Origin of the sequence: Frankia sp. CeD, assembly GCF_000732115.1 — a bacterium.
Lineage (GTDB): Bacteria > Actinomycetota > Actinomycetes > Frankiales > Frankiaceae > Frankia > Frankia casuarinae.
In genome coordinates this window covers 1-26,600 of sequence record NZ_JPGU01000045.1, presented here as the reverse complement: position 1 = coordinate 26,600, position 26,600 = coordinate 1, and the positions used below count along the sequence as shown (strand labels likewise).

Annotated in this window: 20 protein-coding genes; 5 read left to right on the top strand and 15 right to left on the bottom strand. The window is 66.7% G+C overall.

Annotated features, from left to right (window positions below; all coding sequences use genetic code 11):
• Nucleotides 1-25 precede the first annotated feature (25 nt).
• Complete coding sequence (locus tag CED_RS18000; RefSeq protein WP_035912531.1) at nucleotides 26-1,939, bottom strand: hydantoinase/oxoprolinase family protein; 1,914 nt, start codon at nucleotides 1,937-1,939, stop codon at nucleotides 26-28.
• A gap of 182 nt (nucleotides 1,940-2,121) precedes the next feature.
• Here CED_RS18000 and CED_RS17995 point away from each other — a divergent pair, with 182 nt between their 5' ends.
• Nucleotides 2,122-3,969 carry a sigma-54-dependent Fis family transcriptional regulator gene (locus CED_RS17995; protein WP_035912555.1) on the top strand — a complete coding sequence of 616 codons (1,848 nt, stop codon included), beginning with the start codon at nucleotides 2,122-2,124 and terminating at the stop codon, nucleotides 3,967-3,969.
• A gap of 486 nt (nucleotides 3,970-4,455) precedes the next feature.
• Complete coding sequence (locus tag CED_RS17990) at nucleotides 4,456-5,337, top strand: multicopper oxidase domain-containing protein (protein ID WP_035912552.1); 882 nt, start codon at nucleotides 4,456-4,458, stop codon at nucleotides 5,335-5,337.
• A 1,483-nt stretch (nucleotides 5,338-6,820) separates the two neighbouring features.
• Here the strand turns inward: CED_RS17990 and groL are convergent.
• The 8 genes from groL to CED_RS17945 all read right to left on the bottom strand — a co-directional run bounded on the left by groL (nucleotide 6,821) and on the right by CED_RS17945 (nucleotide 15,978).
• Nucleotides 6,821-8,470, bottom strand: a complete 1,650-nt coding sequence (gene groL, locus CED_RS17980) for a chaperonin GroEL (protein WP_011436923.1) — start codon at nucleotides 8,468-8,470, stop codon at nucleotides 6,821-6,823.
• Between the two features lie 189 nt (nucleotides 8,471-8,659).
• Nucleotides 8,660-9,685: an NAD(P)-dependent alcohol dehydrogenase gene (locus CED_RS17975; RefSeq protein ID WP_023841945.1), complete on the bottom strand. Its 1,026-nt coding sequence runs from the start codon at nucleotides 9,683-9,685 to the stop codon at nucleotides 8,660-8,662.
• 36 nt (nucleotides 9,686-9,721) lie between these two features.
• Nucleotides 9,722-10,438, bottom strand: a complete 717-nt coding sequence (locus CED_RS17970; protein ID WP_051868901.1) for an iron-sulfur cluster assembly protein — start codon at nucleotides 10,436-10,438, stop codon at nucleotides 9,722-9,724.
• Nucleotides 10,435-11,472, bottom strand: a complete 1,038-nt coding sequence (locus tag CED_RS17965; protein WP_011436926.1) for an amidohydrolase family protein — start codon at nucleotides 11,470-11,472, stop codon at nucleotides 10,435-10,437. The genes CED_RS17970 and CED_RS17965 overlap by 4 nt, the downstream gene beginning before the upstream one ends.
• An 87-nt stretch (nucleotides 11,473-11,559) precedes the next feature.
• Entirely contained in the window at nucleotides 11,560-11,925 is a 366-nt protein-coding gene (mimD, locus tag CED_RS17960) for a propane 2-monooxygenase effector subunit MimD (protein ID WP_011436927.1), read from the bottom strand.
• Entirely contained in the window at nucleotides 11,922-13,025 is a 1,104-nt protein-coding gene (locus CED_RS17955; protein ID WP_011436928.1) for an aromatic/alkene monooxygenase hydroxylase subunit beta, read from the bottom strand. Before CED_RS17955 ends, mimD begins: the two co-directional genes overlap by 4 nt.
• 56 nt (nucleotides 13,026-13,081) lie before the next feature.
• Nucleotides 13,082-14,134: an FAD-binding oxidoreductase gene (locus CED_RS17950; RefSeq protein WP_011436929.1), complete on the bottom strand. Its 1,053-nt coding sequence runs from the start codon at nucleotides 14,132-14,134 to the stop codon at nucleotides 13,082-13,084.
• 194 nt (nucleotides 14,135-14,328) lie between these two features.
• Nucleotides 14,329-15,978 (bottom strand): aromatic/alkene/methane monooxygenase hydroxylase/oxygenase subunit alpha, encoded by a 1,650-nt coding sequence (locus CED_RS17945; RefSeq protein ID WP_035912528.1) that lies wholly within the window; start codon nucleotides 15,976-15,978, stop codon nucleotides 14,329-14,331.
• A 424-nt stretch (nucleotides 15,979-16,402) separates the two neighbouring features.
• Here CED_RS17945 and CED_RS17940 point away from each other — a divergent pair, with 424 nt between their 5' ends.
• Complete coding sequence (locus tag CED_RS17940; protein WP_035912525.1) at nucleotides 16,403-18,208, top strand: sigma-54-dependent Fis family transcriptional regulator; 1,806 nt, start codon at nucleotides 16,403-16,405, stop codon at nucleotides 18,206-18,208.
• Between the two features lie 106 nt (nucleotides 18,209-18,314).
• Here CED_RS17940 and CED_RS21665 read toward each other — a convergent pair whose 3' ends face one another.
• From CED_RS21665 to CED_RS26345, 5 genes are all read right to left on the bottom strand, one after another.
• A complete protein-coding gene (locus CED_RS21665; protein ID WP_051868900.1) occupies nucleotides 18,315-20,078 on the bottom strand; it encodes a diguanylate cyclase in 1,764 nt (587 codons plus the stop codon).
• 198 nt (nucleotides 20,079-20,276) lie between these two features.
• Nucleotides 20,277-20,429: a hypothetical protein gene (locus CED_RS24430; protein WP_160172408.1), complete on the bottom strand. Its 153-nt coding sequence runs from the start codon at nucleotides 20,427-20,429 to the stop codon at nucleotides 20,277-20,279.
• Nucleotides 20,430-21,175: 746 nt separating this feature from the next.
• Nucleotides 21,176-21,505, bottom strand: a complete 330-nt coding sequence (locus tag CED_RS21660) for a hypothetical protein (protein ID WP_133056776.1) — start codon at nucleotides 21,503-21,505, stop codon at nucleotides 21,176-21,178.
• 1,209 nt (nucleotides 21,506-22,714) lie between these two features.
• Nucleotides 22,715-23,290 (bottom strand): HhH-GPD-type base excision DNA repair protein, encoded by a 576-nt coding sequence (locus tag CED_RS17920; protein ID WP_035912524.1) that lies wholly within the window; start codon nucleotides 23,288-23,290, stop codon nucleotides 22,715-22,717.
• Nucleotides 23,291-24,051: 761 nt separating this feature from the next.
• Nucleotides 24,052-24,261, bottom strand: coding sequence for a MarR family transcriptional regulator (locus CED_RS26345; RefSeq protein WP_085016516.1), 210 nt, complete (start codon nucleotides 24,259-24,261; stop codon nucleotides 24,052-24,054).
• Between the two features lie 152 nt (nucleotides 24,262-24,413).
• Between CED_RS26345 and CED_RS17915 the strand changes: the two genes are divergently transcribed.
• Nucleotides 24,414-25,289: an NAD(P)-dependent oxidoreductase gene (locus tag CED_RS17915; protein WP_035734135.1), complete on the top strand. Its 876-nt coding sequence runs from the start codon at nucleotides 24,414-24,416 to the stop codon at nucleotides 25,287-25,289.
• Nucleotides 25,286-26,125 (top strand): RNA polymerase sigma factor SigJ, encoded by an 840-nt coding sequence (gene sigJ / locus CED_RS17910; RefSeq protein WP_035912521.1) that lies wholly within the window; start codon nucleotides 25,286-25,288, stop codon nucleotides 26,123-26,125. Before CED_RS17915 ends, sigJ begins: the two co-directional genes overlap by 4 nt.
• Before the next feature lie 89 nt (nucleotides 26,126-26,214).
• On the opposite strand, the gene CED_RS17905 is transcribed toward sigJ, so the two are convergent.
• Nucleotides 26,215-26,600 (bottom strand): ISAs1 family transposase (locus CED_RS17905; protein ID WP_035912520.1); only part of this gene is annotated, 386 nt, incomplete at its 5' end.

The window sequence follows — 26,600 nt, the reverse complement described above, 5'->3', positions numbered from 1 at the left end:
GGACGCTCGGGGCCGTCAGGGGAGGTCAGTGGGTGTCGGTCAGCAGCAGGTCCCCCGAGGCGGTGACCCGGAACTGCCAGCCGGGCAGCACGCGGGCGGTGAAGAACGGGCCCTCGACGATCACCGGGCCCTCGCCACTTCCACCGGGCGGCATCTCGGCGAGCACGAACACCGGCACCTTGTCGACCTGGTCGGGCGCGGAACGGACCAGGCGGGTCTCATTGCTCGTCACCCGGATCGCGGGCACGTCGGTGTCGGGAGCAACGTCGGGGTGCGGCAGCGCGGCCGTCACCGACAGTTGCAGGGAGACCTGCTTCCCGGGGAAGTCCGCGGCGTCGCCGGACTGGTACGGCCTGGTCTCCACCGGCGACCCGTCGGTCTCCTCGATGGTGAGCAGTACCTCGGTGCGGCAGTCGTCGAGGTCGTAGCCCTCCTGGAAAATGTCGCGCCTGGCCCGGGCAAGCATCTCGTCGTACGTCGCCGCGGTGCTTGCCGTGGTCGGCTCCGGCACGCCGACCTCGTAGGTCTTGCCGATGTCGGAGAAGGCAATGCCGAACGCGGAGAAGACCGCCGCCATCCGCGGGATCAGCACCTTCTTCACCCCTGCCGGACGAGCGGCACCAACGGCGCTCATCGGGCCGGCGCCACCGAAGGCGATGAGGGTCGAGTTCTCCTCGATCAGGTGCGCGAAGGAGTGTGCCAGCGCCTCGAAGTAGGCCCGCTCCATCCGGATCAGCGACTCCTCCAGGCTGATGCCCAGCGGCTCGGCGATGGTCTCGGTGATGACCGCGGCCGAACGGTCGGCGTCGAGCCGGAAGGTGCCGTCGAGGTAGGTGCTGGCGTCGAGGACGCCGAGCAGCAGGTTGACGTCGGTGATCGTGGCTTCCTTGCCACCGAAGCCGAAGCAGGCGGGGCCGGGGGCCGCCCCCACACTGCGCGGCCCGACCATGATCTGCCCGTCCACCACCGAGATCACCGAGGACCCACCGACCCCGGTCGAGTGCACGTTGCTCATCGGGTAGGAGATCGGGACGCCCTCGATGGTGCCGCGCTCATCGGCCGCCGCCGCGCCGCCGCGGACGNCCCCCACGTCGGTGGTGGTGCCGCCGATGTCCATCATCAGCGTGTGATCGAGGCCGTACGTGCGAGCCAGCGCCGCCGTACCTTCCAAGCCGCCGCGCGGCCCGGAGGAGTACGTCTTCAGCGCCACCGCCTTGGCCACCCGCGAGGAGGCTCCGTCGTTGCGGTAGACCAGCAGCGGGTTGAGCNCCCTGTACGACTTCAGCCGCCGCTCCGCCCCGTACAGGAACCGCTCCATGGTCGGGTGCAGGAACGAGTTGAGCACGCACGACCACACCCGACGCGGGTGGTCCCGGTCGCCGGCGAGGGACCACGAGTACAGGAGCGGGATCGAGCCGAGCAGGTGCCGCGGGAACTTGCGCAGCAACACGCTGCGTAGGCGACGCTCCTGTTCCGGCGACTCACCAGCCACCACCACCCGGGCGGCGCCCAGGGTGGTGAGCTGGTTGATCCGCTGGACGACTTCGAAGTNGATCTCCTCATCGGTCGCGCCCATGTCGATGGTGAGCATCCGGTCGGCGATCAGGCCGTCGAAGAGGTCCTTCTCGGCTTCACCGCCGCGCATCCGCTCGAACAGGCCCGGCATCGTGGTGAGGATGCCGATCATCGGGCCCCGCCGCTCGACCAGGGCGTTGGTGCCCTGGGTGGTCGAGTATCGGATGTGCTGCGTAGCGTGCAGCAGCTTCTCCGTGTTGGCTTCGCCGTAGAGGGCGACCGAGGCCTTCTCGATCCCGTCGAAGAGGCACTCCGACAGGTCGTGCGGAGTAGTGAGGGACTTGGTGTAGGTGAACTGGTCGCCATCCCAGACGCAGATGTCGGTAAGCGTGCCACCGTTGTCGATGTTGATCAGGGTGTCCATGACGCTCCTCGGTTCGTGACTCCCTGGGTTCCATGCGCAGGCCCCGTTGTTGGGACAACCCTGCTGGTGTCCCACCGGGTGTCGGTGTCCCAAAATTGGACACTCACTGCTCTTGGATGTGGCGTGGCTCTCAGCCACGATGTTCTTCCACGGGGCCATCCAGGACCCCCGAGGAGGTGCACATGCCGGACACCGCGAACCGCCTCTTACGGGTGGCCGCAGCCCGGGCGGACTTCCTGGAGTGCGGCCGCGCGGGTGCCGTCGGTGTCCCCGACGTGCTCGCGGCATCATGGGAACGCAGCCAGGCGGCCGGCGTCGACAGCGCACGGCCGCACAGCGACTACATCGACGACATCGACACCGGGTCCCGGCTGGTGCGCTGCGCACGCCCGGTGCTCNCTCAGCTCGGCAACGACACCGCGGACCTCCCGCTGGTCATCGCCCTGACCGACCACAGGGCCAGGCTGGTTCAGCGCATCGACTTGTCATCGACGGTCGGGCGGTTGCTCGACAGGGTCGAATTCGCGCCAGGGTTCAACTACTCCGAGTCGATGATGGGCACCAACGGTGTGGGCACCGTGATCGAGGCCGGTCAGCCGGTCAGCATCGTCGGGCCGGAGCACTTCACCGAGCCCCTGCAATGCTTCGCCTGCACCGGCGCCCCGGTCATCGATCCTCTCACCGGCCGGGTGGAGGGAGTGCTGGACATCTCCACGCTCACCCAGACCTGGAGCCCGCTGATGCACACCTTGGTGAAGAGCGCCGCCAAGGACATCAGCCGCAACCTGTTACTGGATCGCAGCCAGTCCCAGCAGGCCGTTTTCGAGACCTACCTGCGCGTCGAAGCCCGGGCGTCCCGACAGGCCGTCTTCGCCTTCGGTGACTCGGTCTTCATCGCCAACACCCCGGCCCAGGGCCTGTTCGACGCCAGCGAGCAGCTGACCCTGCGCGAGCACGCGACCTTCCTCATGAGCCGCCGCGACCGGGTGAGCGACACCCTGGTCCTGCCGGGGGGACGCATGGTCCATATCCGGGGCACCCGGATCCTGGCCGGCTCCGAGGTGGCCGGCATGGTGGTGATCGCCGACCTCGTCGCCACGGAGAAGGCCGGATCGCCGGGCGACTTCACCGAGCAGGTGCTGCCACAGATCGCGGTCGCGACCCTGCAGACCTCCCGCATCGCCGGCGACCTGTACCGGCCGCACGAGACCATTACCGGTGGTCGGTCACCGGCATGGGTACGCGCGTGCGACAAGCTGCGCGAAGCCCTCATAGCGAAGAAGCCGGCGATCGTGCTCGGTGAGACCGGCACCGGCAAGTTCACCCTGGTCGCCGAGATCTTCCACGCCTCACACCCGGGCGGCCGAAGCGTGTCGATGGACGCCTCCCAGCTGACCATCGAGAACTCCGAGACCGACATCGACTCACTGCTCGCGGGCAAGCCAGAGCCGACCCTCTACATCGTCCGCAATGTCGACCAGGCCAGCACCGAAGGGGTCGAACAGCTCGACGTGTTCTTCACTGCGATCGGCAGGCTCGACAACCCGACCTCATTCGTTGCGACCCTGTCGGACTCCTCACTGGACTCCGACCTGCCGTTCCACGCACTCCTCGGCCACTTCGAGGTAGCGATCACTGTGCCGCCGCTGCGATGCCGTACCGATGACCTCACCGCCATCACCTCGTCGGTCCTGCGCGACATGGCCCCCAACCGCAAGGTGCGGCTCAGCCCAGCCGCCGAGCGGATCATCGCGCGCTACTCCTGGCCACGCAACGTCTCCCAGCTGCGCGAGGCCCTCGAACACGCGCTGCGGCGGCGACCGGTCGGGGAGATCCAGGCCCAGGACCTGCCGGCCTACTGCCAGACCACCTCGCGGCACGTGCTCACCCCGCTGGAGGCAGCCGAGCGGGACACGATCGTCGCCGCTCTCCAGGAGACCGAGGGCAACCGAATGCTGGCGGCCACCAGGCTCGGGATGTCGCGGTCCGGCCTTTACCGCAAGCTGAAGGCCTACGGCATCACCGCCTGACGGGCATCACCGCCTGACGCGTCCCCGGTGGGACGGACCGCCCTTGGCTCAGTCTGAACCAGGGCATGCCCCGCGCCGGCGGTCCGCATGAAGCGGAGAGGTATAAGCCCGTGCAGCCGTCTCATGTTGAGACCGCCTTCCCGCCGCCCATGGGGTGTGATGTTGTGTGATGCAAATCACCCGAATGACGTGGTCGTCACCCCGAGTACAGCCCAACCAGTGACCCGCCCTGGCTTCGGTGACCGTCCGCGCTCACACCGTAAGGAGTCGTATGAGCCGCCAGCGCCCGACGGCGATGCGTGAGACCTACCTATTGATCGACAGACTGTCGGCGGAGTTCGGGCAGGCGCGGTGAGTGAGTACGGGAAAGCCACGCGACGCGGGCTGCTGGCCAGTGCCCCGCTGATCGCCGCGGCGCCCATCACCACGCTTGCGGCCTCGATCACGGCAGCTGAGCAGCACACCTCGAGTGAACAGCACACCTCGATGCCTGCAAGCCATCCGGCCACAGGCCACGGGGCGATGATCGGCCCCGGGGTCCCGGCACCAGGCGGCCCCCACGACCTCGACGACCTCCTCCACCCGCCGCCGGCTCTGGTACATCAGCCCGGCCGAGTGCGCGAATACAAGATCTTCGCTATGGACAAGGAGATCGAGATTGCGCAGGGTGTCACCTTCCNGGCCTGGACGTACAACGGCACGGTTCCCGGTCCGGTCATCCGCGCGACCGAGGGTGACCTGCTACGCGTGCGGTTCACCAACGGCAGTATGCACCCGCATACCATTCATTTCCACGGGATACACCCAGCGAATATGGATGGTGTCTTCGAGATCGTCGATCCCGGTGGAACCTTCGTTTACAATTTCCCGGCGACCCCCTACGGGATGCACATGTACCACTGCCACGCGACGCCGCTCAAGAAACATATTGCCAAGGGCCTTTACGGCGCATTAATCATCGATCCACCGCAGCCACGCCCGACGGCGCGGGAGTTCGTCATGGTCATGAACGGCNTCGATACCGACGGCGACGGTGAGAACAACTTCTACACGGTCAACGGGCGCGCCTTCTACTATGCGCGCTATCCCATCCAGATCAAACGCGGCGAACTGGTCCGGATCTACNTGGCCAACCTGACCGAGTTCGATCTCATAAACTCGTTTCACCTGCACGGCGAGTTCTTCCGCTACTACCCGACCGGCTCGGGGGACCAGTACGAGTACACGGACACGGTCATGCTCTGCCAGGGCCAACGCGGGATCATCGAGATCGAATTCCATTACCCGGGCCGCTTCATGTTCCATGCCCACCAGTCGGAGTTCGCCGAACTCGGCTGGATGGGATTTTTCGAGGTGACCAACTCATGACCAGCGAATCCCGACGGTTCCCGGAGGCCTCGCGGTCGGGCGGCCTGCGCTGGCGGCTGTGGGCGCTGGTTCCGATCACCCTGCTCGGTGCGGTCGTCTGGTTGTTCACGTCCACCGGAACGTCACTAACCGGACTCATCCGCGCCAATCCTCCCGCACCCGACGAATTCGCCGTTCGCCGCGTCGTCTTCGAACCGGGCGAGATCCGCATCCACGTCACCAACCCCCAGCATGCCGACCTCACCATCGCCGTGGTCACAGTCGACGACGCGATCGTGCCTTTCACGGTGGATGGTGGAAGCGTCCTGCATCATCTGCGTTCGGCCACCATTGCTGTCCCCTACCCGTGGATACCCGAGGAGCCGATCGCGGTCGGGGTGACAAGCTCCACCGGAATCCAGACCAGCAAGAAGATCACAGCGGCGGTCGAGACGCCCGGCGTTACCGGCCGCAGCATCCTTGGCTACACAATCATCGGCTTCCTCGTCGGCGTGGTACCGATCGCGCTCGGACTGGCCTGGCTGCCCTCGCTACGCCGGGCCGACTCCCGCTGGACCAGCGGCTTTCTGGCGCTCACCGCTGGTCTGCTCACCTTCGTGGCCTTCGACGCCCTCGGCGAGGCATTCGAACTTCAGGCCGGCCTGCCCACCAGCCTGCACGGTACCGGGGTGGTCCTGTTCGGTGTCGCCGCCAGCTACCTTGCCCTGNCCTTCGTCGCCAGCCGCCTGTCCGGCAATACCGGNGCCGGGCTGAGCGGAGCCACGCTGGCAACGCTCGTCGCGATCGGTATCGGCCTGCATAATCTCGGTGAGGGCCTGGCCATCGGCTCCTCCTTCGCGCTGGGAAAGCTCGTCCTCGGCACGTTCCTCATCGTCGGATTCATGATCCACAATATCACCGAGGGACTTGGCATCGCGGCCCCGCTCGCGGAACAGTCCGAGGTGAAGGCGCCCCGGCTCGTCAGCCTCGCGNTTGTCGNGGGTGCGCCCGCCATAGCCGGAACCTGGATCGGTGGATTCCTCATCAACGACGTCCTCGGGGTGCTGTTCCTGTCCATCGCGGTCGGAGCAGCCCTGCAGGTCGTCGTCGAGATCGGACGCCGCCTGGCCCGCCGGGCACCCGGCGGGCTCGGCACCGGTCACGTCCTCGGGGGATTCCTCGCCGGCATCGCCGTCATGTACACCACCGGACTGCTCACCGGCTGAGCGCGGATGGACCCCCAGGCACAGAAGCGGGAGCCGGTGGCGGCAGGAGTTCTCCAGGCCGCCACCGGCTCCCGCTGTCAGTTCGACGTTGAAAAGCGGTTGACCGGGCTGGGACAGCTGTCCGATCACTTCCGTGTTGGTCGCGAAGCCGGTCCGGCGGTAGGCGGCCCGCCGGACCGGCGTCATCCGCTCCGGAAACGGTGGTGCTGACCGGACGCGAGACCGTTCCTGCCGTGGCGTGTCGGCAGCTGCCGACACGCCCACCGGCCGCCTGACGATCAGGCGATGTTGGAAGGCCGGACCAGGCCCTCCGCGAGATCCCCGAATCCGGGAGCGATCACGGCACCCGGGTTGCCGATGACCTCCTCGACAACCAGGGTTTCCGTTGTCAGCAACAGCGCGGCGATCGACGCCGCGCTCTGCAGCGCGCAACGGGTAACTTTCACCGGGTCGATGACACCGAAGCCGGCCATCTCCCCGTATTCTCCGGTCGCGGCGTTGAAACCGTGACCGCGCGGCAGCTCGGCGACCCGCTTGACCACTTCGTCGCCGTCGTAGCCGGCGTTGATCGCGATCCAGCGCAGTGGTTCGGCGATGGCCCGCCGAACGATCTCCCTGCCTTCGGCGGCGTCGCCGGTCAGCGTGAGCTTGTCAAGGGCCGAGGCCGCTTGCAGCAGTGCGGTNCCNCCGCCCGCCACGACACCTTCGGCGAGAGCAGCCCGTGCCGCCGCGAGGGAGTCCTCGACCCGGTGCAGCTTCTCCTTCAACTCCACACCGGTCACGGCGCCGACCCGGATCACCGCGACGCCGCCGGACAACCGGGCGATCCGGGTCTGCAACGTGTCCTGGTCGTGGGGGTTCTCCGCCCGTTCAAGCTCCCGCTTGAGCTGGTCGATCCGGGCATGGATCTCGGTGGCGGAACCGGCGCCGTCGACGATCGTAGTCGCATGCTCGGTAATGGTGGCCTTCTTGCAACGCCCGAGCTGGCCGAGGGTGACCCGGTCCAGGGAAAGCCCGGCATCCGCGGTAATCACCTGACCGCCCAGAAAAACCGCGAGATCGTTGAGCTCGGCCAACCGACGGTGACCGAAACCGGGTGCCCGGACCACCGCGGACCGGAAGGTCCCGTGCACATTGTTGGCGACCAGCATGCCCAGTGCCGGTCCCTCGACGTTCTCCGCGAAGACGATCAACTGGCCGCCGGCCCGGGTGACCAGCTCGAGGACTGGCATCAGGGTCTGAACCTGAGAGATCTTCTCGTTGGTCAACAGGATGTAGGGGTCGGTGTAGGCGGCCTCCATCCGCTCGGTGTCGGTGACCATGTACGGCGAGAGGTACCCGTTGTCCAACTCGATACCGTCCACGAAGCTGACCTCGAGTCCGAAGATCGGGGATTCCTCGACCGTGACCACCCCGTCGCAGCCGACCCGGCCAAGGGCCGCGGCCACGACGTCGCCGATCCGGGCATCGTTGTTGGCGGCGAGGGTCGCCACCCGGGCAAGATCGGCCTCGCCCTCGACCTCTCCCCGGTACTTTTCAAACTCCTCCAGCAGGGCGGCCACGGCAGCCTCGATGCCGTTCTTGAGAAACATCGGGTTGGCGCCCCCGTCCACGGCATGCAGACCCTCCCGGACGAGGGCCTGCGCGAGCACGGTGGCGGTGGTGGTTCCGTCGCCGGCAGTGCCGTTGGTCTTGGTCGCGACCTCCTTGACCAGTTGCGCCCCCATGTTGGCGAAGGGGTTACGCAGCTGGATCTCCCTGGCTATGGTCACACCGTCATTGGTGATGGTGGGCGGCCCGGTCAGTTTTTCGATGACGGCGTTGCGGCCCTTTGGACCCAGAGTCACCTTGACGGCGTCCGCCAGGGCATTGACCCCGGCCTCCAGCAGGCGGCGCGCCTCGACATTGAACCGCAGATCCTTGGCCATCTCTTCCTCAGTCCTTCCGCTCCGCATCCGTCAAGGCGGGCCGATGGCGGCACGATCGTGGCTGCGAGCAGCTGGCGGGGCATGGTGGCGAAACCAGCCCCACCTGGAGCCCGATCCGATCGCACAGTCGCGCCGCCGGAGCCCTGGGTTCCCGAGCCACGCACAGATCGGGTCCGAGTGATCAGTAGATCAGGGGATCAGGATCGCCCGACCGCGCACCTTGCCGTGGTGAAGGTCGTCGAGCGCCTGGTGGAACTCTGCCAGGGGGTAGGCACTCGTGTGCAGGGTGACCTTGCCACGGGTTGCGAGAACCATCAGCTCAACGAGGTCGCTGTACGATCCGACCAGGTTACCGATAAAGTTGATCTCAGTGGAAATGATGTCGATGGTGGAGACGTTCAGCNCCCCGCCATAGCCGACAACATAATACGAACCGGCGCGACGCAGCATGGCGACACCCGCCTCGATCGCACCGCCTTCGCCGACAAAGTCGATGACTGCCTCGGCGCCGCTGCCCCCGGTGAGATCGAGTACCGCGGACACCTCGCTGCCGTCGGCCCGCACCGTGTGGTCGGCGCCCAGTTCGCCGGCGAGCCGCAACGCCTCGGCGGAGCGGTCGACGACGATGATCTCGGCTGGGGTGAGGGCACGCAGCACCTGCACACCGATGTGGCCCAGACCGCCGGCTCCGATCACCACGACCCGGTCACCGGGACTCAGCGCCGCGGCTGCCTTGCGTGCCGCGTGATAGGCGGTCAGTCCGGCGTCGGCCAGTGCCGCCACATCCGCCGGTTGCAACGACGGGTCGAGTTTGACCACCGACCGGGCGTTGGTCCGCAGCAGTTCGGCGTAGCCGCCGTCGCTGTCGATTCCGGGAAAGGACGCCCGGGCGCAGTGCACGTCGTCGCCGTCCCGACAGGCCCGGCATAGCCCGCAGGTGACCAGCGGGTGCAGGATGACCGGGTCGCCCACGGCGATGTCGCTCACCGCCGAACCGACCTCGTGCACCCAGCCGGCGTTCTCGTGGCCGAGCACGTACGGCAGGGTCACGCCCGACTTCTGCTCCCACTGCCCTTCGATGATGTGCAGGTCGGTCCGACAGACACCGGCGCCGCCGATCCTGACCACCACGTCCAGCGGATGGAGGATCTTGGGCTCGGGGACGTCTACCAGCCGCGGCGCGTTGTCGTACTTGATGACCTGGACGGCCCTCATCGGCCCACCTCCACGTTCGTCGCTGTCACGTCACTGTCACGTCATGGGTGTGCGGTCCACCGTGCCGTACCGCGTCTCCAGCAGACCGCGGCAGACCGTGGTGTTCGCGTCGATCGTCACCCGGACGGTCCGGGCAAACCGCAGCCGGAGGGGCAGCGCCTCGCGATCGATCGGACGGCCGTCGTCGTCAACGAACAGCGGCGCCTCGGGAGCCAGGGACAGTCCGAGGGCATCCCGTCGGCGCAGCAGGCTGCGTCGTTCCGGTGACTCCGGCATGTCCGCCAGCCGGGCCCGATCCAGCGACTCGGGTGACCAGCCCGCGGCTACCAGGCGCTTGGCCGCGCCTTCCAGGCTGGCGGTGTGCGCCTTACGCAGGAAGGTCATCCGCAGGTCGTCGAGGCCTCCGGTGGCCTCCCCAGGAAAACTCGCCGGGAAACCGTCTCCGGCGGCGACTCCGGCGTTGATCTCTTCGGCAGCGAAGTGATCCTCCAGGGCCACGTCCACCTCGGTGACTCCTGGCAGCTCCTTCACCACGTCGTGCGCGTCGGACACCATCAGGTAGGCGAAGTTCGGCGCACAGAAGTAGGTCGGGAGTCTGAGCCGAACCTGCACCCGCCCGTCCTGGACCACCAGAGCACGGACGAATCCCAGCTCGGTGACGGGCTGGTCGAGCTCTGGGTCGTACNCCCGCCCCAAAGCTTCCCAGACGTCCGCGGCCAGGCCGGTCCTACTGGTTACTGTGGGTGTGGTCATACGGACTGCCCTGCGCCCACGAGAGGCGTCGACGCCGGAGAACCGCTGCCCGCCCCGCTAACCTCGGCCGGTACCTCGATGTCGTAGAGCGCGGCCGCGTTGAGACCGAGAATTTTGCGCTTGATGTCGGGGGTGAGCACGCCGTACTCGGCCTGCATGTCCGCCGGGATCTGGAAGTCGACGAACTTCTCGACCAGCCACTTGGGGTGCCAGATCGCGTAGTCACTCGAGAAGGTCAGCCGGTTCTCGTCGAGCCAGTAGAGGAGCTCACCGATGATCTGCGCGAAGTAGCGCGGCCGGCTGTGGATGAACGGCATGGCCACCGCGAGCCCACCGTAGACATTGGGCTCCTGCGTGGCGATCCAACAGAAGTCCTCCAACCGGGGCAGTCCGACGTGTTCGATGATGAACCGCAGCTCGGGGAATTCGGTGGCCACATCATCGACGTCGGCGACATCGAACGCGTCCCGGTTCAGCGGGTAGATCGTCGGGCCCTTGTGGATGTGGATGTTGCGGATGCCGAGTTCCTGGCACTTCTCCAGATACCGGTAGACCCACGGGTCGGTCAGCTTGTAGCCCTTGGACTCGCCCTTCCACTCCGCCGTGTAGAGCTTCACACCCTTGAGGTTCCAGCGTGCCGCCAGGTCCGCCAGCTTCGACAGGCCCAGTTCGCCGTCACGCGGGTCGAAGGCGCCGTTCACGATGAACTTGCCGGGGTACCGCTCGGCGAGCGCGCCGTCCTGCTCGGTGGTGTTGAAACCATTCCGGTAGAAGTCCGTCAGATAAGTGGGCTGGAAGATCCCCTTGTCGACGTAACCGTCCTCGAACAGGTCCTTCACCATGACTTCCGCAGAGTACTTCTGGAACTTTTCCCGCGGCCAGAGGTACTCCTGCGGGCTCAGATTCACATGGTAATCGTAGAAGCAGTCGATGAAACCTTTGCCGTAGCGGTTCGCCTGGTTTTCCGGGCTCCCATCCCAGAAGTGCAGGTGGGAATCCACGATGAAGTATCGCTCATTGTCCTTGACGTACATGTGGATATCCTCCGAAATATCATCACGGCCGGTCCACGCCGGGCCGGATGAGCCCGGCGTGGACCGTGCCGTTCGCCTCGGATCAGGTCAGTTAGTGACGACTTTCAGATCGAAATCGATGTACTCCGCCGCGTCCTCGGGGTTGGCGAACAGTACGGTCTTGTCGTCGAGATGCACCATCCGGCCGTAGTGCGTGGACATGATCTCTTCGAAGTCGGACACACCGAAATCGAAACCGAGCGCATCCGAGATCTCGTCGAAGTCAAATTCGATCTTACGTTCGCCGTCAACCCGGATCATGGACGGATACTCCTCGACGCGGATACCGGGCTTGCTCCGCATGACGTCGGCGACGACATATCCGTTCTGGTTGTTCATCAGGGTGACGCCGCACATGTTCGACGAGGTTCTATTGGATTTACCGAGCTCTGGGTTTCCGTTCGCGGTGGTCACTGCGTCAGCTCCTTCGGCTCGGGCAGACCAAGGTCGGAAAGGACGGCCCGGAATCCGTTGACCGTAGCGTCGAGGGATTCCGAGAAGGTGATGACTTTCTCCTGCGGCTGCGACCAGATCGGCTGCAGTTCATGGGCCGCCTTCAAGCTCAGCGGAACCCACCGGGACAACCAGCCGGAAAGGGTCTCGACGTTGCCTGCGCCGAACTTCTCGTCGGTGATGAGAAGCTTGAGCAGCGCGCGGGTGTAACGCAGGTCGCGCTCGTAGTCGTTCTCGCCGGTTCCGACCAGGGTCGGCGTGACGTAGTCGCCGTTACGGGCGGCGATCTGCATGACGAGGTGGCTGCGGAATAACACGCCGACCAGCGACTCGAACACGATGTTCGCGGCGACGAGTGCCTCCGCCCAGTCAGCGACCGCGGTGATCCGCTCGACGTTCTCCCGCACCGGCTGCCACACCGGGTCGTCGTGCCAGACCTTGCGGTGGGCCGATCCGTCGAACCCCGGCAGGGACTCGGCCAACTCCAGGTTGTACAGGGCGAGGTCCTGGGCGAAGCGGAGCTTGTGCGCGCTGTTCACCGCGATGGCAGTGTTAATCATGTTCGTGGGACCCGACCGCTGAGCGGCGACGAACACGTGCAGGCCCAGACCGTTCTCAGCGTGCATCCAGGCGCCCAGGTGCTGCTCGACGAACTTGGTCCACCCCCGCGACCAGCCGTCGTAGGCATGGGCCGCCCGCGCGTTTTCAAGGTTCTGCTGGATCTGCCGGACAACATTGGAGTTGTTCCGGTAGATGGTCTGCTCCCACTCCTCATTGGGGTCGCGGAAGGCATGCCAGTCCGAGGAGCGCAAAGCCGTCCAGTCCTGCGGATATCCGCCGGGTCCCTTGGCGAAACCGTAGATCCAGCCCTGGGCCAGGTAGCGGTCAGGGTCCGGCTGGACGTCGAAGGTGACGTCCTCGTACATGGTCGCCCGCATTTTCTGCGGCTTGAAGTAGTTGTACACACGGCTGGTGGAGCTGGGGAACGTTAACGCGCCCGCCTCCGCGTCGGTGAACTCCGGCTTGGGGAAGCTCCTGGTCTTACCCGTGACTTGCGTCATGCCTGTGCTCCTCGTGGCAGGTCGTCAACCGATGGCCGACCGGTGACGATGACCGGTCAGCTTTCGGCGGCGGCCGTGATAGTGAACTTGTCGTAGAAGATCTGTTCTTTCGGGACCCCACTCGACTCAAGCCGCGGCAATGCCGCGTCAATCATGGGAGGCGGACCACACAAGTAAACATCGCAGGATGCGATGTCGGTCTCGCGCCGGTCCACTATATCGGTTACCAACCCGTTTTCCACGGGATGGCCGATATCGTCCGAGTTCTCCGGCATGCTGTCGGACAGGCAGGGGACGAACGTGAAGCCGGGAATCGACGCACCGGTCTGGAGGATCTCGTCGACATAGAACAGGTCGCGGGGGGCACGAGCCCCGTAGTAGAAGACGACCTCCCGCTCGCTGTTCTTCGTCGCCAGCTGGCGTAGCAGGGAGAGGATCGGGGCCATCCCCGCGCCACCACCGATGAAGACGATCCGACGGTCCGAGCTCACCCGGAGCGTGAAAGCACCGTACGGCCCGGTGACGGTCAGTGGGTCATCGGGGCGCAGACCGTCCTCCAGAAGTCCGGAGAAACGCCCGCCCGGATACTTCTTGATAATGAACTCGAGATAGCCTTCCGCCGCCGAGATGTTCGCCATGGAGAACGAACGGTGTTCACTCGAACCAGGAATGGTGATATCGACGTACTGACCCGGATGGAACATGAAGTCCGGTGAACCGGTGATGTCCAGACGCAACCGGGTGATGTCGTGGGTGAGATCTTCCGTCTCCACGACAGTGCTTTCTATGGTCCGCACCGGAAGGCCGGAGCGGATCATGTCCTCGTCATAGTTGACCAGTTCGACCGACAGATCGCTGAAGGCGTGCGCCCGACACAGCAGGATGTAGCCCTCATCACTTTCGTAATCGGCCAACGCGAAGGTCGAATAGCGGCCCATCTGTACATCACCGTCAAGCAGGAAGGACTTGCACGCCGAGCACTGTCCCTCCTTGCATCCGTGCATCAGGTTGACGCCCTGGCGGAACGCCGCGTCGAGCACGGTCTCGTCCTCGGTAACCTCGATCTCCACGTCGACCGGCTCGAACCGGACCCGGTGGGTGTCGCTCATGCCCGTCTCTTTCCTGCTTTGAAAAACCCGTCGTATCCGGGCGAGCCGCCCGGGCCGCGCCTCGGTGGTGCGGCCCCACCGGCGCTCGTGTCGCGGCGCCGGTGGGGCCGTGTTCGTTCGAACGCGTTCAAGAAACGTCCGTCGGCCCCCTCGGACGGCGGTTCTTCAACACGCCCGCAGCTTGCAGGGCGCTATTAGGAAACGGGTGCCGGCCGACCAGCCGGACCGCCGGCCCGGTAGGCCGCCATCGCCGCCTCACGCTCGGCGTCGTTCATCTCGTTGAGTGCGACATTCGGACTGCTGAACGTGATGCCGCGGACATCGTCGAGCGTCCAGAGCTTCGAGGGGTCGTCGAGCTCGAGATGGGGCTGCGGAATCAGGGTCTTGCCGTCATCACGGACGTACCCGAGGTCGNAAATGACATCGGCGAGATCCCAGTTGTGGTAAAGAGTCTCCCACTCCCGCTTGCCGGTCAGCCGGCCCATGTTCGGCGTCGGGCGGCCCTGGTACTCCGGCCGGAACGCCACCTTGTCAGTCCAGTGACAGGCTTCGGAGCAGTAGGTGCGCCACTGGTCGTCCACCTTGTCATGCACCATGTCCTCGCGGATCACGCAGGGCACCATGCACGTCCAGCACCGCTGGGGGTACTGGTAGTCGACGTTCTCGAACGCGATGGGCTTGTTCCGGCCGGGGTAACGCATCCGGTTGTAGTTCTCCCACCACTTGCCGTACTTGTTGTACCAGCCCGGGTACTTCGACTCGAACCACTCGAAGTCGTCGTCGGTCATCGGGTCGATCCGCCAGTAGTTCACCGGCCATCCGGTGGCGAAGAACTGCGCGACCTCGTGCACGTACCCCTTGTTGTAGATACGGTTCCAGGCTTCCTCGACCAGGTCGTGGGGGATCACCAGGCCGTACTTCTCGAGCGGGATGAGGTAGCTGCGGTAGTAGTCGTCGTAGATCCAGCGCTGCCACATCTCCGCGTAGCTCTCGCGGTCCTTGCGGCGGTCCTTCGTGCCGTACTCGATGAAGGTGCCGATCGCGGCATCCACCACGGCGTGGTTGTTCCACCACGCGTAGCGCAGGTCACGCTCGAGCAGCGGCCGGTTGGCCTCGTCGGCGAGCGCCATGAGCAGGATGGAGTACCCGTTGCTGATGTGGCGAGACTCGTCGGACTGGACCGAGTGGAACACCGTCGGTAGCAGGTAGTCACCGTTGGCGGCCGCCTCGGACGGCATCGCGACAAACAGGGTGTTGGTGAACGCCGTCTCGGCGACGACGGTCAGGTAGATGTTCGCCGCGGTGATCGCGTCACCGGTGATGAAGCCCTCACCGAACTGGCGGCCGATCGTTCCGGCGTAGTTGTTGGCGAACGCCTTCTCAGTGATGTCGAAGCCGGCCGGATCGATGTAGTGGTTCATGTACAGGCGCTTGAGGTTCATCTGGATCGTCGAGTGACGCACCTCGTCGATCATCTGTACCGCGAGCCCGTTGTGGATCTCAGGGTTGGGGACGGCATCGATCGCCATCGGCATCGCCCGGGCCGCGGAGATCTCCGGGAACGGGATGATCGACAGGAAGAGCTTCTGCCACTCCATCCAGCGCTGCTGGACCTGGCGGAACATGTTGCCGCGAATCGCGCCGTCCATCGCGCCGTACACGCGGTTGTCCTTCTCCTCCTCCATCGGGAAGTAGGAGCGCAAGATCTGCTTGAGCGGGTCCTTCTTCGGAGACTTGTCGAAGGTATAGTCGGTGGCAAACCGCTTCGCGGGCGTCGCGAACGTCGGTTCCCATGACAGCTCCGTGATCTTTTTGTGTGCCTTTGTCAAGCTTTGACGGCTCACGTCCTGCCTCCTGGACGATACGGGGTCGGGCAGACACCGGCGATGCCCGCCTGCACCGAGATCGACGCCGATCCGCGTCGACCCTCCTTCCGGCCGGAACCGGTGCCTGCACCACGTCCCTTCGTATGTCCCACATCACACTCCCCGTGGGAGGTGTGTGGGATCTCAATCTGAGACAGGTACCAGGACTCGGCCAGTAAGATCATCGGGGAGGCGAGATGCGAGGAGCGATCGGCGATCGGCGATCGGCGCCGGTCGGGGGTCGGTCGGGCGCGGCGGACGCCCGGCAGTGGGCGGAGCACAAGGTCTAGCCAGACGGTGGGCTGCGATCTAACCTCGCTCGGGAACCGCTCGTGACCACGTCGGACGCTGCGGTTGTACCGGAGTCGTCGAGGTTCGCCGTTCGCGGGAGGAGATCCATCAGATGGCTGGTTGTTCGAGCAACCTAGATGCTTATAATCATCAGGGCGCCGAGGTTGCGCAGGCGCGGGAGCTGTTCCTGACCACCGACTCCATCGAGCCGGACAGGGTACGCGACAGCATCCGGGCGTCCTGGTTACGCTCCCGGCACTGGGAGGTAGCGGCGGAAGGCCCCCGACTCACGTTCGTGGGCGACCTCGACAGCGAAAACCCGGTCAGCCGCGCCGCAGCGCCCATCGTCCGCCAGCTCGGCGATCAACTTGTAGACCAGCCTATCAGCATCATCCTGACCGATGCCGAGGGAGTCGTCCTGGCCCGGCGCACCGGTGACCGCGCCCTGGAGAAGCACCTCGACGCGGTCCAGCTCGCACCGGGTTTCAGCTACGCGGAAAGACTGGTGGGAACCAACGGAATCGGTACCGCGCTCGAGGGAAGGTCCCCCGCCCATGTCTTCGGGCACGAGCACTACGCCTCGAACCTCGAGAATCTAGCCTGCGCCGGAGTGCCGATGCACCATCCAGTCACAAGGAAGATAATTGGCGTCTTGGACCTGACCTGTTGGCGTCCGGACGCCGGGCCGCTGCTCATGGCCATGGCCCGGGCCGCGGCGGCACAGATTCAGGAATCCCTGCTCGCCAACGAAGAACACCGTGACCTTGCCCTGTTACGGGAGTATCTCAGGACATGCCAACGGATTTCCGGCGTGGTGCTCGGCCTCAACGACGACGTCGTCATGATGAACGAGCACGCGCGCCAACTACTCGACCCCCGCGACCAGTCGGTGCTGATCGGGCGCATCACCGATGTCGTCGCCAGACGCCGTGCCACCACCCTGATGATGGAACTGCCCAGCGGAACCTGGGCCCGCGTGCACTGCCGGACAGTGGCAACGGAGAGGGCCACCGACGGGGCGGTGGCCCATGTCCGTTTTGTCGAAGCGCCGCGCCCGCGGCATGCGGACACCGCTCTGACGCGGCTTCCGCTGCCCGGCATCGTCGGCTCCGGAACTCTATGGACCCGTGCCTGCCGGGAAGTGGACGCGGCTGCGCAAGCAGGTGAGTGGGTGATATTACGAGGAGAGCCCGGCGTGGGCAAAACAGCCCTGGCCCGGGCCGTGTGCCAGCGGCATGATCCGTCCGCGTGGTTCTCCGTTGTCGACGGCCACAACACTACTGTTCGGGAGTGGGGGACCCTTCTCCGCCACGAACTGAGCCGTAGCCGGGGCACGCTGGTGGTACGCCACGTCGATCGCATCGACCCCTATCGGCTGCATGTGCTGGCGTCCGCCTGCCAAGCAGCGGAGGCGGGCGGCCGCCGGGATCTGCCGTGGGTAGTCCTGACGCTCAGCGCCGACGACAAACCCCTCGGCCCCCTGATGCGCTACTTCCCGCGTTGCATCGAAGTGCCCCCGTTGCGGCACCATATCGATGATCTGCACCAAATCGTGCCGTTCCTGCTGGTAAAACTTACCCGTGGCGGCCAACTCGCCTGCTCCCCGCAGGCTATGCAAGCACTGTTGCGTACCAGTTGGCCAGGCAACATCGAGCAGGTGCGGCAGGNGCTGCGCAAAGTCATCCAGGTTCGCCCCGCAGGCACGATCATGGTCGGTGACCTGCCGCCGGAATGTCACACGGTCACCCGCCGGGTTCTCGGAGCCATGGAGGCGATCGAGCGGGACGCAATAGTGCAGAGCCTGCTCAGTGCGGACGGGAACAGGACCCTCGCGGCGCGGGCTCTCGGCATGTCGCGAGCGACGATCTACCGCAGAATCCGGCAGTACGGCATCGAGATCCCCGCTCCCAGCGTGTAGACGCAATCTTGCGTGGAGCCCACGGGAGCAGAGTGCGGGGAGCAGAGTGCGGGGAGCAGCAGCCCTACGACAGGCCGCAGTGGCGGTCCCTAACGTGGGAGGCCCATCATGGCTGCGCGGTCGCGACCCGGTCCCGGCCGGAGCGCTTTGCCTGGTAGAGGGCCACGTCGGCGCGGATGAGCAGGTCGCCAAGCCCGGAATCGTCCGGGTTCAGCATCGCCACCCCCACGCTGACGGTGACCGGGAGCGGACCGTCGGCGGTAGCCACCGGGCTGGCCCCGATCGCCTGCCGAAGCCGCTCGGCGAGAACNCCCGCCGTCGCAGCCGGGCAGCCCAGCACGGCCGCGAACTCCTCGCCGCCGATACGGCCGACGATGTCCTGCGGGCCCAGCGTGCCCTGCACGCGCCGAGCGACCTCGGCGAGAACCGCGTCACCCACAGCATGACCGTGACCGTCGTTGACCTGCTTAAAATGATCAATATCGATCATGAAGGCAGCCAGCGACCGCGCCGCATGCAGATGCCCGCGGACCAGAGCATCGGCCTGCTCGAAGAAATGACGCCGGTTCGCCAGCCCCGTCAGCGGATCACTGTCCGCAAGCCGCTGCGTCTCCTCGAACAGGTAGGCGTTCTCACAGGCCGCCGCCGCCTGGCCCAGCACGGCATAAGCCAGACGAGCCTGCCTGGGATTGTAGCCACCAGCAGCCCGCGAGGCGATCAGAACGACGACGGTGGGGGCCGGCCGGCACAGCGCCGGCACGGCCAGCCAGCTGCCCACCGGGTAGCGCTGGCCGGGGAGCACCTCCGGCAGCCTCCGGTGCGGCCCGATCATCCCNCCGCCGTGGAACGCCAGCAGCAGAGGGGAATCCGGAAGCGGGACGATCATCGCCCCGACCGCCCGGGTATCCACCTGGCCGTGGACCGCCACGACCCGCAACGTTCCGCACGGTTCCCGGGCCAGCGCCCACGCCGCCTCGCACGGAAGCTGCGCGGCAGCCGCCGTCATGACCCGCCCGAGGATCTCCGGCGGAGTCACCGCCCTGGTGGTCTCGACGACGACCCGGTGCATCGTCTCGGCCAGTTCCCGCTGCTGGCGCTCGGCCATCAGCAGCCTGCGCAACTCCGCCGCGTCGGCCTCGCGAAGCGAGATCAGTTCCCGGTCGTGCCCCGGCACGGCGAGAAGCAGGACATCCTGGATCTGGTNGGCGNCCATNCCCGCCATGACCGCCAGCAGCGGCCCGGCATCCCGGCGCGGACAGGTGAGATCGAACAGGCCCAGCGTCTGCCCCGTCACCGGATCACGCAGGGGAACACCGGCGCAGGCGAACTCGCCGAGGGACTCCGCGTAGTGCTCCTGACCGAACACGTGCGCCGGCCTGTGCTCCTCAAGAGCGGTACCGATGCCGTTGGTGCCGACAAACCGCTCGGCATAACTAAATCCGGGCAGCAGCGATACGCGGTCCAGCCGGCGTTCGAATGCGGCGTCGCCGGTGCACCGCATGAGCACCAGACCGTTCGCGTCGGTGACGATCGCGCTGACGGCCTGCCTGGCCAGCNGATCGGCGAGCTGGCACAGGACCGGTTCGGCCGCGCGCGCGACAGGTACGTCAAGGTCCGACGCGGCGAGGAGGGGCTCGGGGCTGTCCGCGGCCNCCGCCCACCGCCGCGACCGCATCCACGACTCGCGGATCGGATCCCGCACCCCACCGGACTCGCTGGTCTCAGCCGAGATCTCAGCCGAGATCTCAGCTGAGATCCCGGCGGTGAGGAACCGCTCGCGCAGCCGCTCGAGCGAGGCTCCTTCCCCACCGTTGAGGCGAAGCCCCGAGGCCCGTCCGGCTCGCCGAGACGGTCTTGACCGATCCGGCATGACGCACCTTCCCGCACCTTTAACCGTGTGACCTGGGGCAAGTATATGCCGCTTGGACNTGAGCTCAGAATCATAGTCCGCTTAGCCCGGCCTGCCAGGGGAGACAAAAATCGCGGAGAAAGTGATATCCAGTATTTTTCTTCCGAAAATCGGTCTTTCGGGCGGTTGGTAGGTTGACGCCTCCTGCCATCGGCGCCGTCAGCCGGTGAGCAGACCTCGCAGGAACAGCCGCACCCACCGTCGGGGGGCCGCCGGTGAGATCCCGTCACCGGGCATCAGGCTGAGCACCGGCACGAAGTCGTCCGCGGTGACGTCGGAGTGGAGGACGCCCTGACGATGCGCGATCTTCACTAGGTGACTCAACGCGACCTTCGTACCGCTGATGACGCCCGAAGCGCGGAGGGCCCCTCGGAGTTGCACGCCTGCGCGTACTTCGCCACCAGCCGCGGCGTTTTCTTCTCGCCGGAGCCGCCCACCATGGTCGACTGCAGAATCGTCGGCGGCCCCAAACCTAGGCGACCTCGACGGTCCGCATGCCGATCACACTGGATGCACGTCCTGACCGTCATCGGCCGCTCGCGACCTCGGTAAGTGTCAAGCGGCCTTTGGGCAGTTGCTTCAGGGCAGCCGCCCTCGGCCCGACCGGACCGGTCGCCAAGATTCGATCTTCGTGTGCGCCGTGGATGGGCTCATTGTGGGTGCGGATGTCCCGACACGGAGAGGCACCCACAGGCATGCTCCGGCACGGAAAACGCCGTGAGCTGGGAGAAGGCGGCATCACCAGGAACCTTGCGGCATGAGCCGGCACGCGCCCGTGCGACTTGCAATCGAGCGGCTACTGATTCGAGTCCCCTCACCAGCTCCAATGACAGGGCTTTCAGGATTGTACCGCGTTACCGGTCGCCATTCTATTAGGATATAAAAATTCGTCGGCGTGTCGGCCGCCAGTTGACCGACAGGCGAGAAAGTGTCGCTTTTTGTCGGAGGATGCAGGTGCGCCAAGTCGAAGTGAAGTACTCGGTGACCGACCCGGCTACGGTCACGGCAGCGCTTCGAGCGGCCGGTGTGGACCTCACCGATCCGGTGTTTCAGGATGATCAGGCATTCGCGCCGGTGGCTCGCACCGTGTGCAGGATGTCGAACCACACGAACGCCCCGGTCAGGGCCAGGGGTGCCAGCAGCGCACGGAACTCGGCGTTCTCGTTGGTCTTCGCGTCGATCTCCCGCTGGCCGACCATCGCCCCGGCGCCGGGGGAAACGACCCCGAGCAGGTGAACCTGGCTGCCATCGGCACGTGTCGCCCCCCGGCCGGTCTCCCGTCCACCGCGTACGCCCGCACCGGGAACAGCCGCACCACTGTTCACGTCCACCGCCCCGGGCGGGGACGCCGCGGTACCAGCGACCACATCCGCGAGATCAGCCGGCATGTCGGCGAGCGGCGGGNCAAGCAACGCGACCGCAAGCGCCTGATCGTCGGCCCTGTCGAGGAACCGGCGGATCGTCGACTAATCCGGCAGCAGATGCCCGCTCCACGAATTCCACGGCAGCCGTAACCGGACCCGCTCCGCCCACGTCGTGGCCGCCAGCCATTCCGTCACCACCACGCTCGCCGGCACGTCGCCGTCCGATGCAGCTCCACCGTACGGCGCACCATCCGACGGCGCACCATCTGAGACACCGTCGGCTGCCGCCCGCCACCGGACGCGGCGTGGGTGAGGCGGAAGCGGTAGCTGGCGGCGGTCTGGCCGGTACCGAAACGGTTCGTAACGCAATGCGATGACCTCGGTGTCGCAGCCGCCGCAGCGCAGCACCTCGGCCATCTACACGGGAGTTATCGCCTCCGGATCGTCGACGATTAGCCGGGCGCCCCGCCACCGTTGCGTACAAGGTGGCCGGGGCCGTCTGGTCCGTCACGCGTCACTCTTCTCGGAGGCGGACGGGCGCGGCGCGAGCGGGAGCGAGTGTGGCGAGGGCCGCGGTGGGCACGTCCGGTGTGGGTGGGGTGAGCCCCCCGAGACNNNCCCCNCCCACGCCGAAGGCCAGTCATCGCTGGCATGCGGCGGTCACTGGCCGAGCCGTCGCCACCAGGCACTGATGGACGGCGGTCGGCTGCGCCGAGCCGCGACCTTGGCTGAGGCTGCGGCTCAGCCGTCGTCGTCATCGCCGTTGATGGTGGTTGGGTTCACGGCCGCTCCCTTCTGCCGGGATCGGGACTCGCGGTCACGGCGAACATCCGCCGGCCGGCCCGTCACCCGGAGGGCGACCGTCAGCGCACGGGCGCACGCTGAGCACGAAGCGAGAACGAAAGCCCGCGCCCAGCNCCGCACCGCCAGGGGCTACAGACATCACCGCCGACACGAGCCATGGACGTCACCGACCGACGGCGTCACGAACGGCAGGCGTCACGAACGGCAGGCGTCACGAACGGCAGGCGTCACGAACGGCAGGCGTCACCAGCAGCCGCGGAGGTCACCGACGGCGGGCGTCACTGGTCCCAGTCAGTCTCGGAAAGAACGAGTGGGCGCCGGTTCCAGGAGTGCCGCGAACGCATGTTCGTGGGATCAAAGTCGAGCAGGACGCCTGGCCGACCCCGGCGGCACGGACCGCACCCGCCCGGCGGCGGGGACTGACCCTCGTCAGCCCGCCTGTGCCTTGGCGGCGGCCTTCATCGCCTTCTTGTACTCCCGGACCTGGTCACGGGTGGCAACGTCAGTGATGTCCNCGATGGAGCGGAACGTGCCCTCGTCCCCGAACGGCGCGGAGGCCTCCCGCCATCCCGGTGGGGTCACGCCAAGCTGTTTACCCAGCAGCGCCACAAAAATCTTGGCCTTCTGCTGACCGANCCCCGGCAGCGCCGCCACCCGCCTCAGCAGTTCCTTACCGTCGGCCGCGGTCGTCCACACGCGGGCCGCGTCGCCGTCGTAGGTGTCCACGATGAGCTGACACATGGCCTGTACCCGCTTGGCCATCGAGCCAGGGAACCGGTGCAGCGCCGGCACCTGCGAGAAGATCGCGCCCAGGGCGTCAGGGNCGTACTTCGCCAACTCCTCCGCATCCAGCGGCTGGCCGAGGCGTCGGGTCAGCTCATGGGGCGCGGCAAAGGCACGCTCAAGAGGAATTTGTTGATCCAGCACCATCCCGATCAGCAACGCCAACGGATCGCTCGTCAGCAACTCGTCCGCCTCGGCGATCTGGCTCAGATGCAATCCCACGCCAACACCGTAGCCGACCGCATCGCATCCGCCGCCCGGTCGTTGATCAGGTTGTGTAGTCGGTGTAGTCCCGACAGGCGGCGTAGTCGTCGGCATCCAGGTAGTGGCACCAGGGTGACTGTGAATCGGGGAAGCGAAGTCGACTGGTGCCCTTCCAACTCGCAACCTCGACGTGGCGACCAAGATCCCTCACGGTCCATGTCGGCCCGAGGTGCCCGAGGGCAAGAACGCGGTGCAAGCGGAGAGATGGACGTTCTGGTAGTCCAGGAAGACAGCGACTCGTGGGGTCATGACGTAGCCGACCTCGAAAAAGGCCCCGCCAGTCCCGGAGGACGGCGGGGAGTAAGTGGCTCTCTGGGCCGTCAAACGCCGGCACGGTCGCCCGCTGCCGACCTTCGCTCCAGCAGCCGCCAACCGGATCGTGACGCTACGCAGCCAGGCCGGCGCGGACCGTCTCGTTCCACTGANCCCGTCGAGCGCGGGCCACTTNCCCAGGCNCCGGCCCCGCCGAAATCGACGATCACCGTCGTGTGGTTCACCGCCGCGCGTCCGACGTCGTCCGCTCGTCTCATTCGATGAACCGCGGCCGAGCCAGAGACACCCCGGCACCATCCACCTCGGCGACCCCGTCCCCTCGGGCGGTCCCCGCAGCTGGGTAACCGGCGCGATGCGCCAGGCTCCCGCTCAGGGCTGGGCGAGGCGGGTGACGAAGTCGGCCACGATCGCCAGCTCGGCGTCGTCGTAGCGGCCGAGCGACTCCATCAGGCCGGCTCCCTTGGAACCGTAGAACGCGCCCAAGTCCGCGGCGATCCGCTCCCGGCGCGGGACAGGATGGCCTTCCTCCGGTTCTCGGCGGAGCGCTCCCGGCGGACGTGACCGACGCGCTCGAGGCGGTCGAGCGCTCCGGTGACAGTGCCGGTCCGCAGGCCGCTCAGATCGGCCAGCCGCCCTGGTGTCAGCGGTCCGCGCATCTCGCGCAGTGTCAGAACGGCGCGTCGCTCGTGCCGAGTTCGATCTCCTTCGCCCCCTCGTGGCTGTAGAGGACCGCTCCTGCGATCAACCGGACGACCGCGGCGAGGACGTCCGTATGTCACGATCAAGGGGGGTGCGTCGTCAGATCGGCATGAGTAGGATTGTGATCACCGGATCCACTGGCGTCATCGGGCGGCGCGCCATCCGGGAGCTGCACGCCACCGGCCACCACGTGAGGGGCGTAACCCGGTCCGCGCCCGGCCGCGAGCGGCTGGCCAGCCTTGGGGTCGATGCCGTCGACGCCGACGTCTTCGACGAGGCTTCGCTGAGCCGGGCCTTCGACGGGGCGGAGGTCGTCATCAACCTGTTGACCCACATCCCGAGCGCCGATCGTATGGCCGACCCGTCAGCCTGGGCCGAGAACGACCGACTGCGCACGAAGGCGTCGGCGGCGATCGCACGGGCGGCCCAGGCCGCCCGTGCGCGCCGGCTCGTCCAGGAGTCGATCGCGTTCGTCTATGCCGACGGCGGCGACGCGTGGCTCGACGAGGACGCACCGCTCGCGGGGGGCGGCGTGACAACGTCCGCGCTGACCGCCGAGGATCACGCGCGCGAGATGTTCGACGGCGACACCGTCGTGCTGCGCTTCGGGCTGTTCCTCGGACCGGACAGCGGCTCCACGCTGGCCACTGTGGAAGCCGCACGGCGGGGAACTTCGATCGCGGCCGGACCACCCGGCGCCTACCGGCCGACGCTCTGGCTGGAGGACGCGGCATCGGCCGTCGCCACTGCACTGAGCGTCCCCGCCGGGACCTACAACGTCGCTGACGCCGACCCACCTACAAACGCCGAGATCGATGCCGCGTTGGCCGCCGCCGTCGGGGTCACGGCACTGCGGCCGAGGACGCCAGGGGACGGGCCGATGAGCCGCTCCCAGCGGGTGTCGAGCCGACGGCTGCGCGAGGCGGGCGGCTGGGCGCCGCGCCTGCGCGCGGGTACGGAGATCTGGGGCCGGATCACCACATGACCATTCTGGAGCGCTTCACGCAGGCACGCCCTCGGCTGCTACGGCTCGCATACAGCGAGCTCGGTGACCTCGGCGAGGCCGAAGAAGTGGTCCAGGATGCCTGGCTGCGGCTCGCGCGCGCGGACCACGCGGCAATCGAGAACCTGGATGGCTGGCTGACCACGGTCGTCGCTAGGCTCGCCCTTGATCGCCTCCGGTCCGCTCGGGCGCGCCGCGAGATCTACGTCGGCCCGTGGCTCCCAGAGCCGCTCGGGTCGGGTGACCCGGCAGACCGTGTCACGCTCGACGAATCCGTCAGCTACGCCTTGCTAGCGGTGCTCGAGCAGCTCTCACCGGCGGAACGCACGGCGTTCGTGCTGCACGACGTGTTCGACATACCGTTCGGCGAGGTCGCCGAGGTGGTCGGCCGCACGCCCGAGGCAGTGCGGCAGCTCGCGGCGCGTGCCCGCCGCCACGTCAGGCGCGAGCACTCGCGTTTCGTGGCCTCGGGTGAGGAGCACGATCGCGCCGTACGGGCGTTCGCGCTGGCAGTGGCCGAGGGCGACCTCGGCGGTCTCCTCGCCGTTCTCGACCCGGATGTCGTCTGGAGGTCGGATGGCNGCGGTCACGCGGTAGCGGCACGCAGACCGCTGCACGGCGACATTCGGGTCGCGCGAGCATGGGTGGCGCTTAGCCGCAGGCTCGACCACCCGATCGAGACCACGCTCAACGGGCAACTCGGGCTGGTGATCCCGAGTCACGACGGCCACCGCGCAGCGCTTTCGTTCGCGGTGAGTGACAATCGGATCACGCGCATCGACGTGGTCCGCAATCCGGAGAAGCTGCGACGAATCTGAAAAGCATGGGGACGAGGCGCTGAGTCGCACCGAGCGCGACCACTCTCCCGCGCTCCACCCGAGAGATGTTCCCAGGGTGACCCGCAAAGTCATTTATGCAGGTCAGCGGGGTTGTCGAGAGTGAGGATGGCCAGGAGCAGGGCGTTGTCGTGTCGGATTCTGCGGATGGTCGGGGCGATGCGGTTATGGCCAGCGAGGCGAATCAGCCCGATGATCAGGTTACGGAGTGTGGTCATGATGCGGGGCAGTGGGCCGGTCCGAACCCGCGAGGCATCCTCACGGAACGTCACATCGCGCACCCAGTGGNCCTTGTTCTCGATCGTCCAATGCCCTCGGGCGTAGCCCGCGAGATCAGCGGGTGTGACCGCGTCGAGGGTGAGGCTCGTCAGGACGTGGACCGTGACAGTGCTCGGGATCGTCCGGGTGACCCGGGCCCGGCCCGTGCCGGTGGTCACGGTCCGCCGGACATGACGGC

Excerpts from the sequence above, each read along its gene's own strand:
- CED_RS17965 (WP_011436926.1), bottom strand. The coding sequence starts at position 11,472 with ATGTACGTCAAGGACAATGAGCGATACTTCATCGTGGATTCCCACCTG.
- CED_RS17955 (WP_011436928.1), bottom strand. The coding sequence starts at position 13,025 with ATGACGCAAGTCACGGGTAAGACCAGGAGCTTCCCCAAGCCGGAGTTC.
- CED_RS17950 (WP_011436929.1), bottom strand. The coding sequence starts at position 14,134 with ATGAGCGACACCCACCGGGTCCGGTTCGAGCCGGTCGACGTGGAGATC.
- CED_RS21660 (WP_133056776.1), bottom strand. The coding sequence starts at position 21,505 with ATGCCGGCTGATCTCGCGGATGTGGTCGCTGGTACCGCGGCGTCCCCG.
- CED_RS26345 (WP_085016516.1), bottom strand. The coding sequence starts at position 24,261 with ATGCGCGGACCGCTGACACCAGGGCGGCTGGCCGATCTGAGCGGCCTG.
- CED_RS17915 (WP_035734135.1), top strand. The coding sequence starts at position 24,414 with ATGAGTAGGATTGTGATCACCGGATCCACTGGCGTCATCGGGCGGCGC.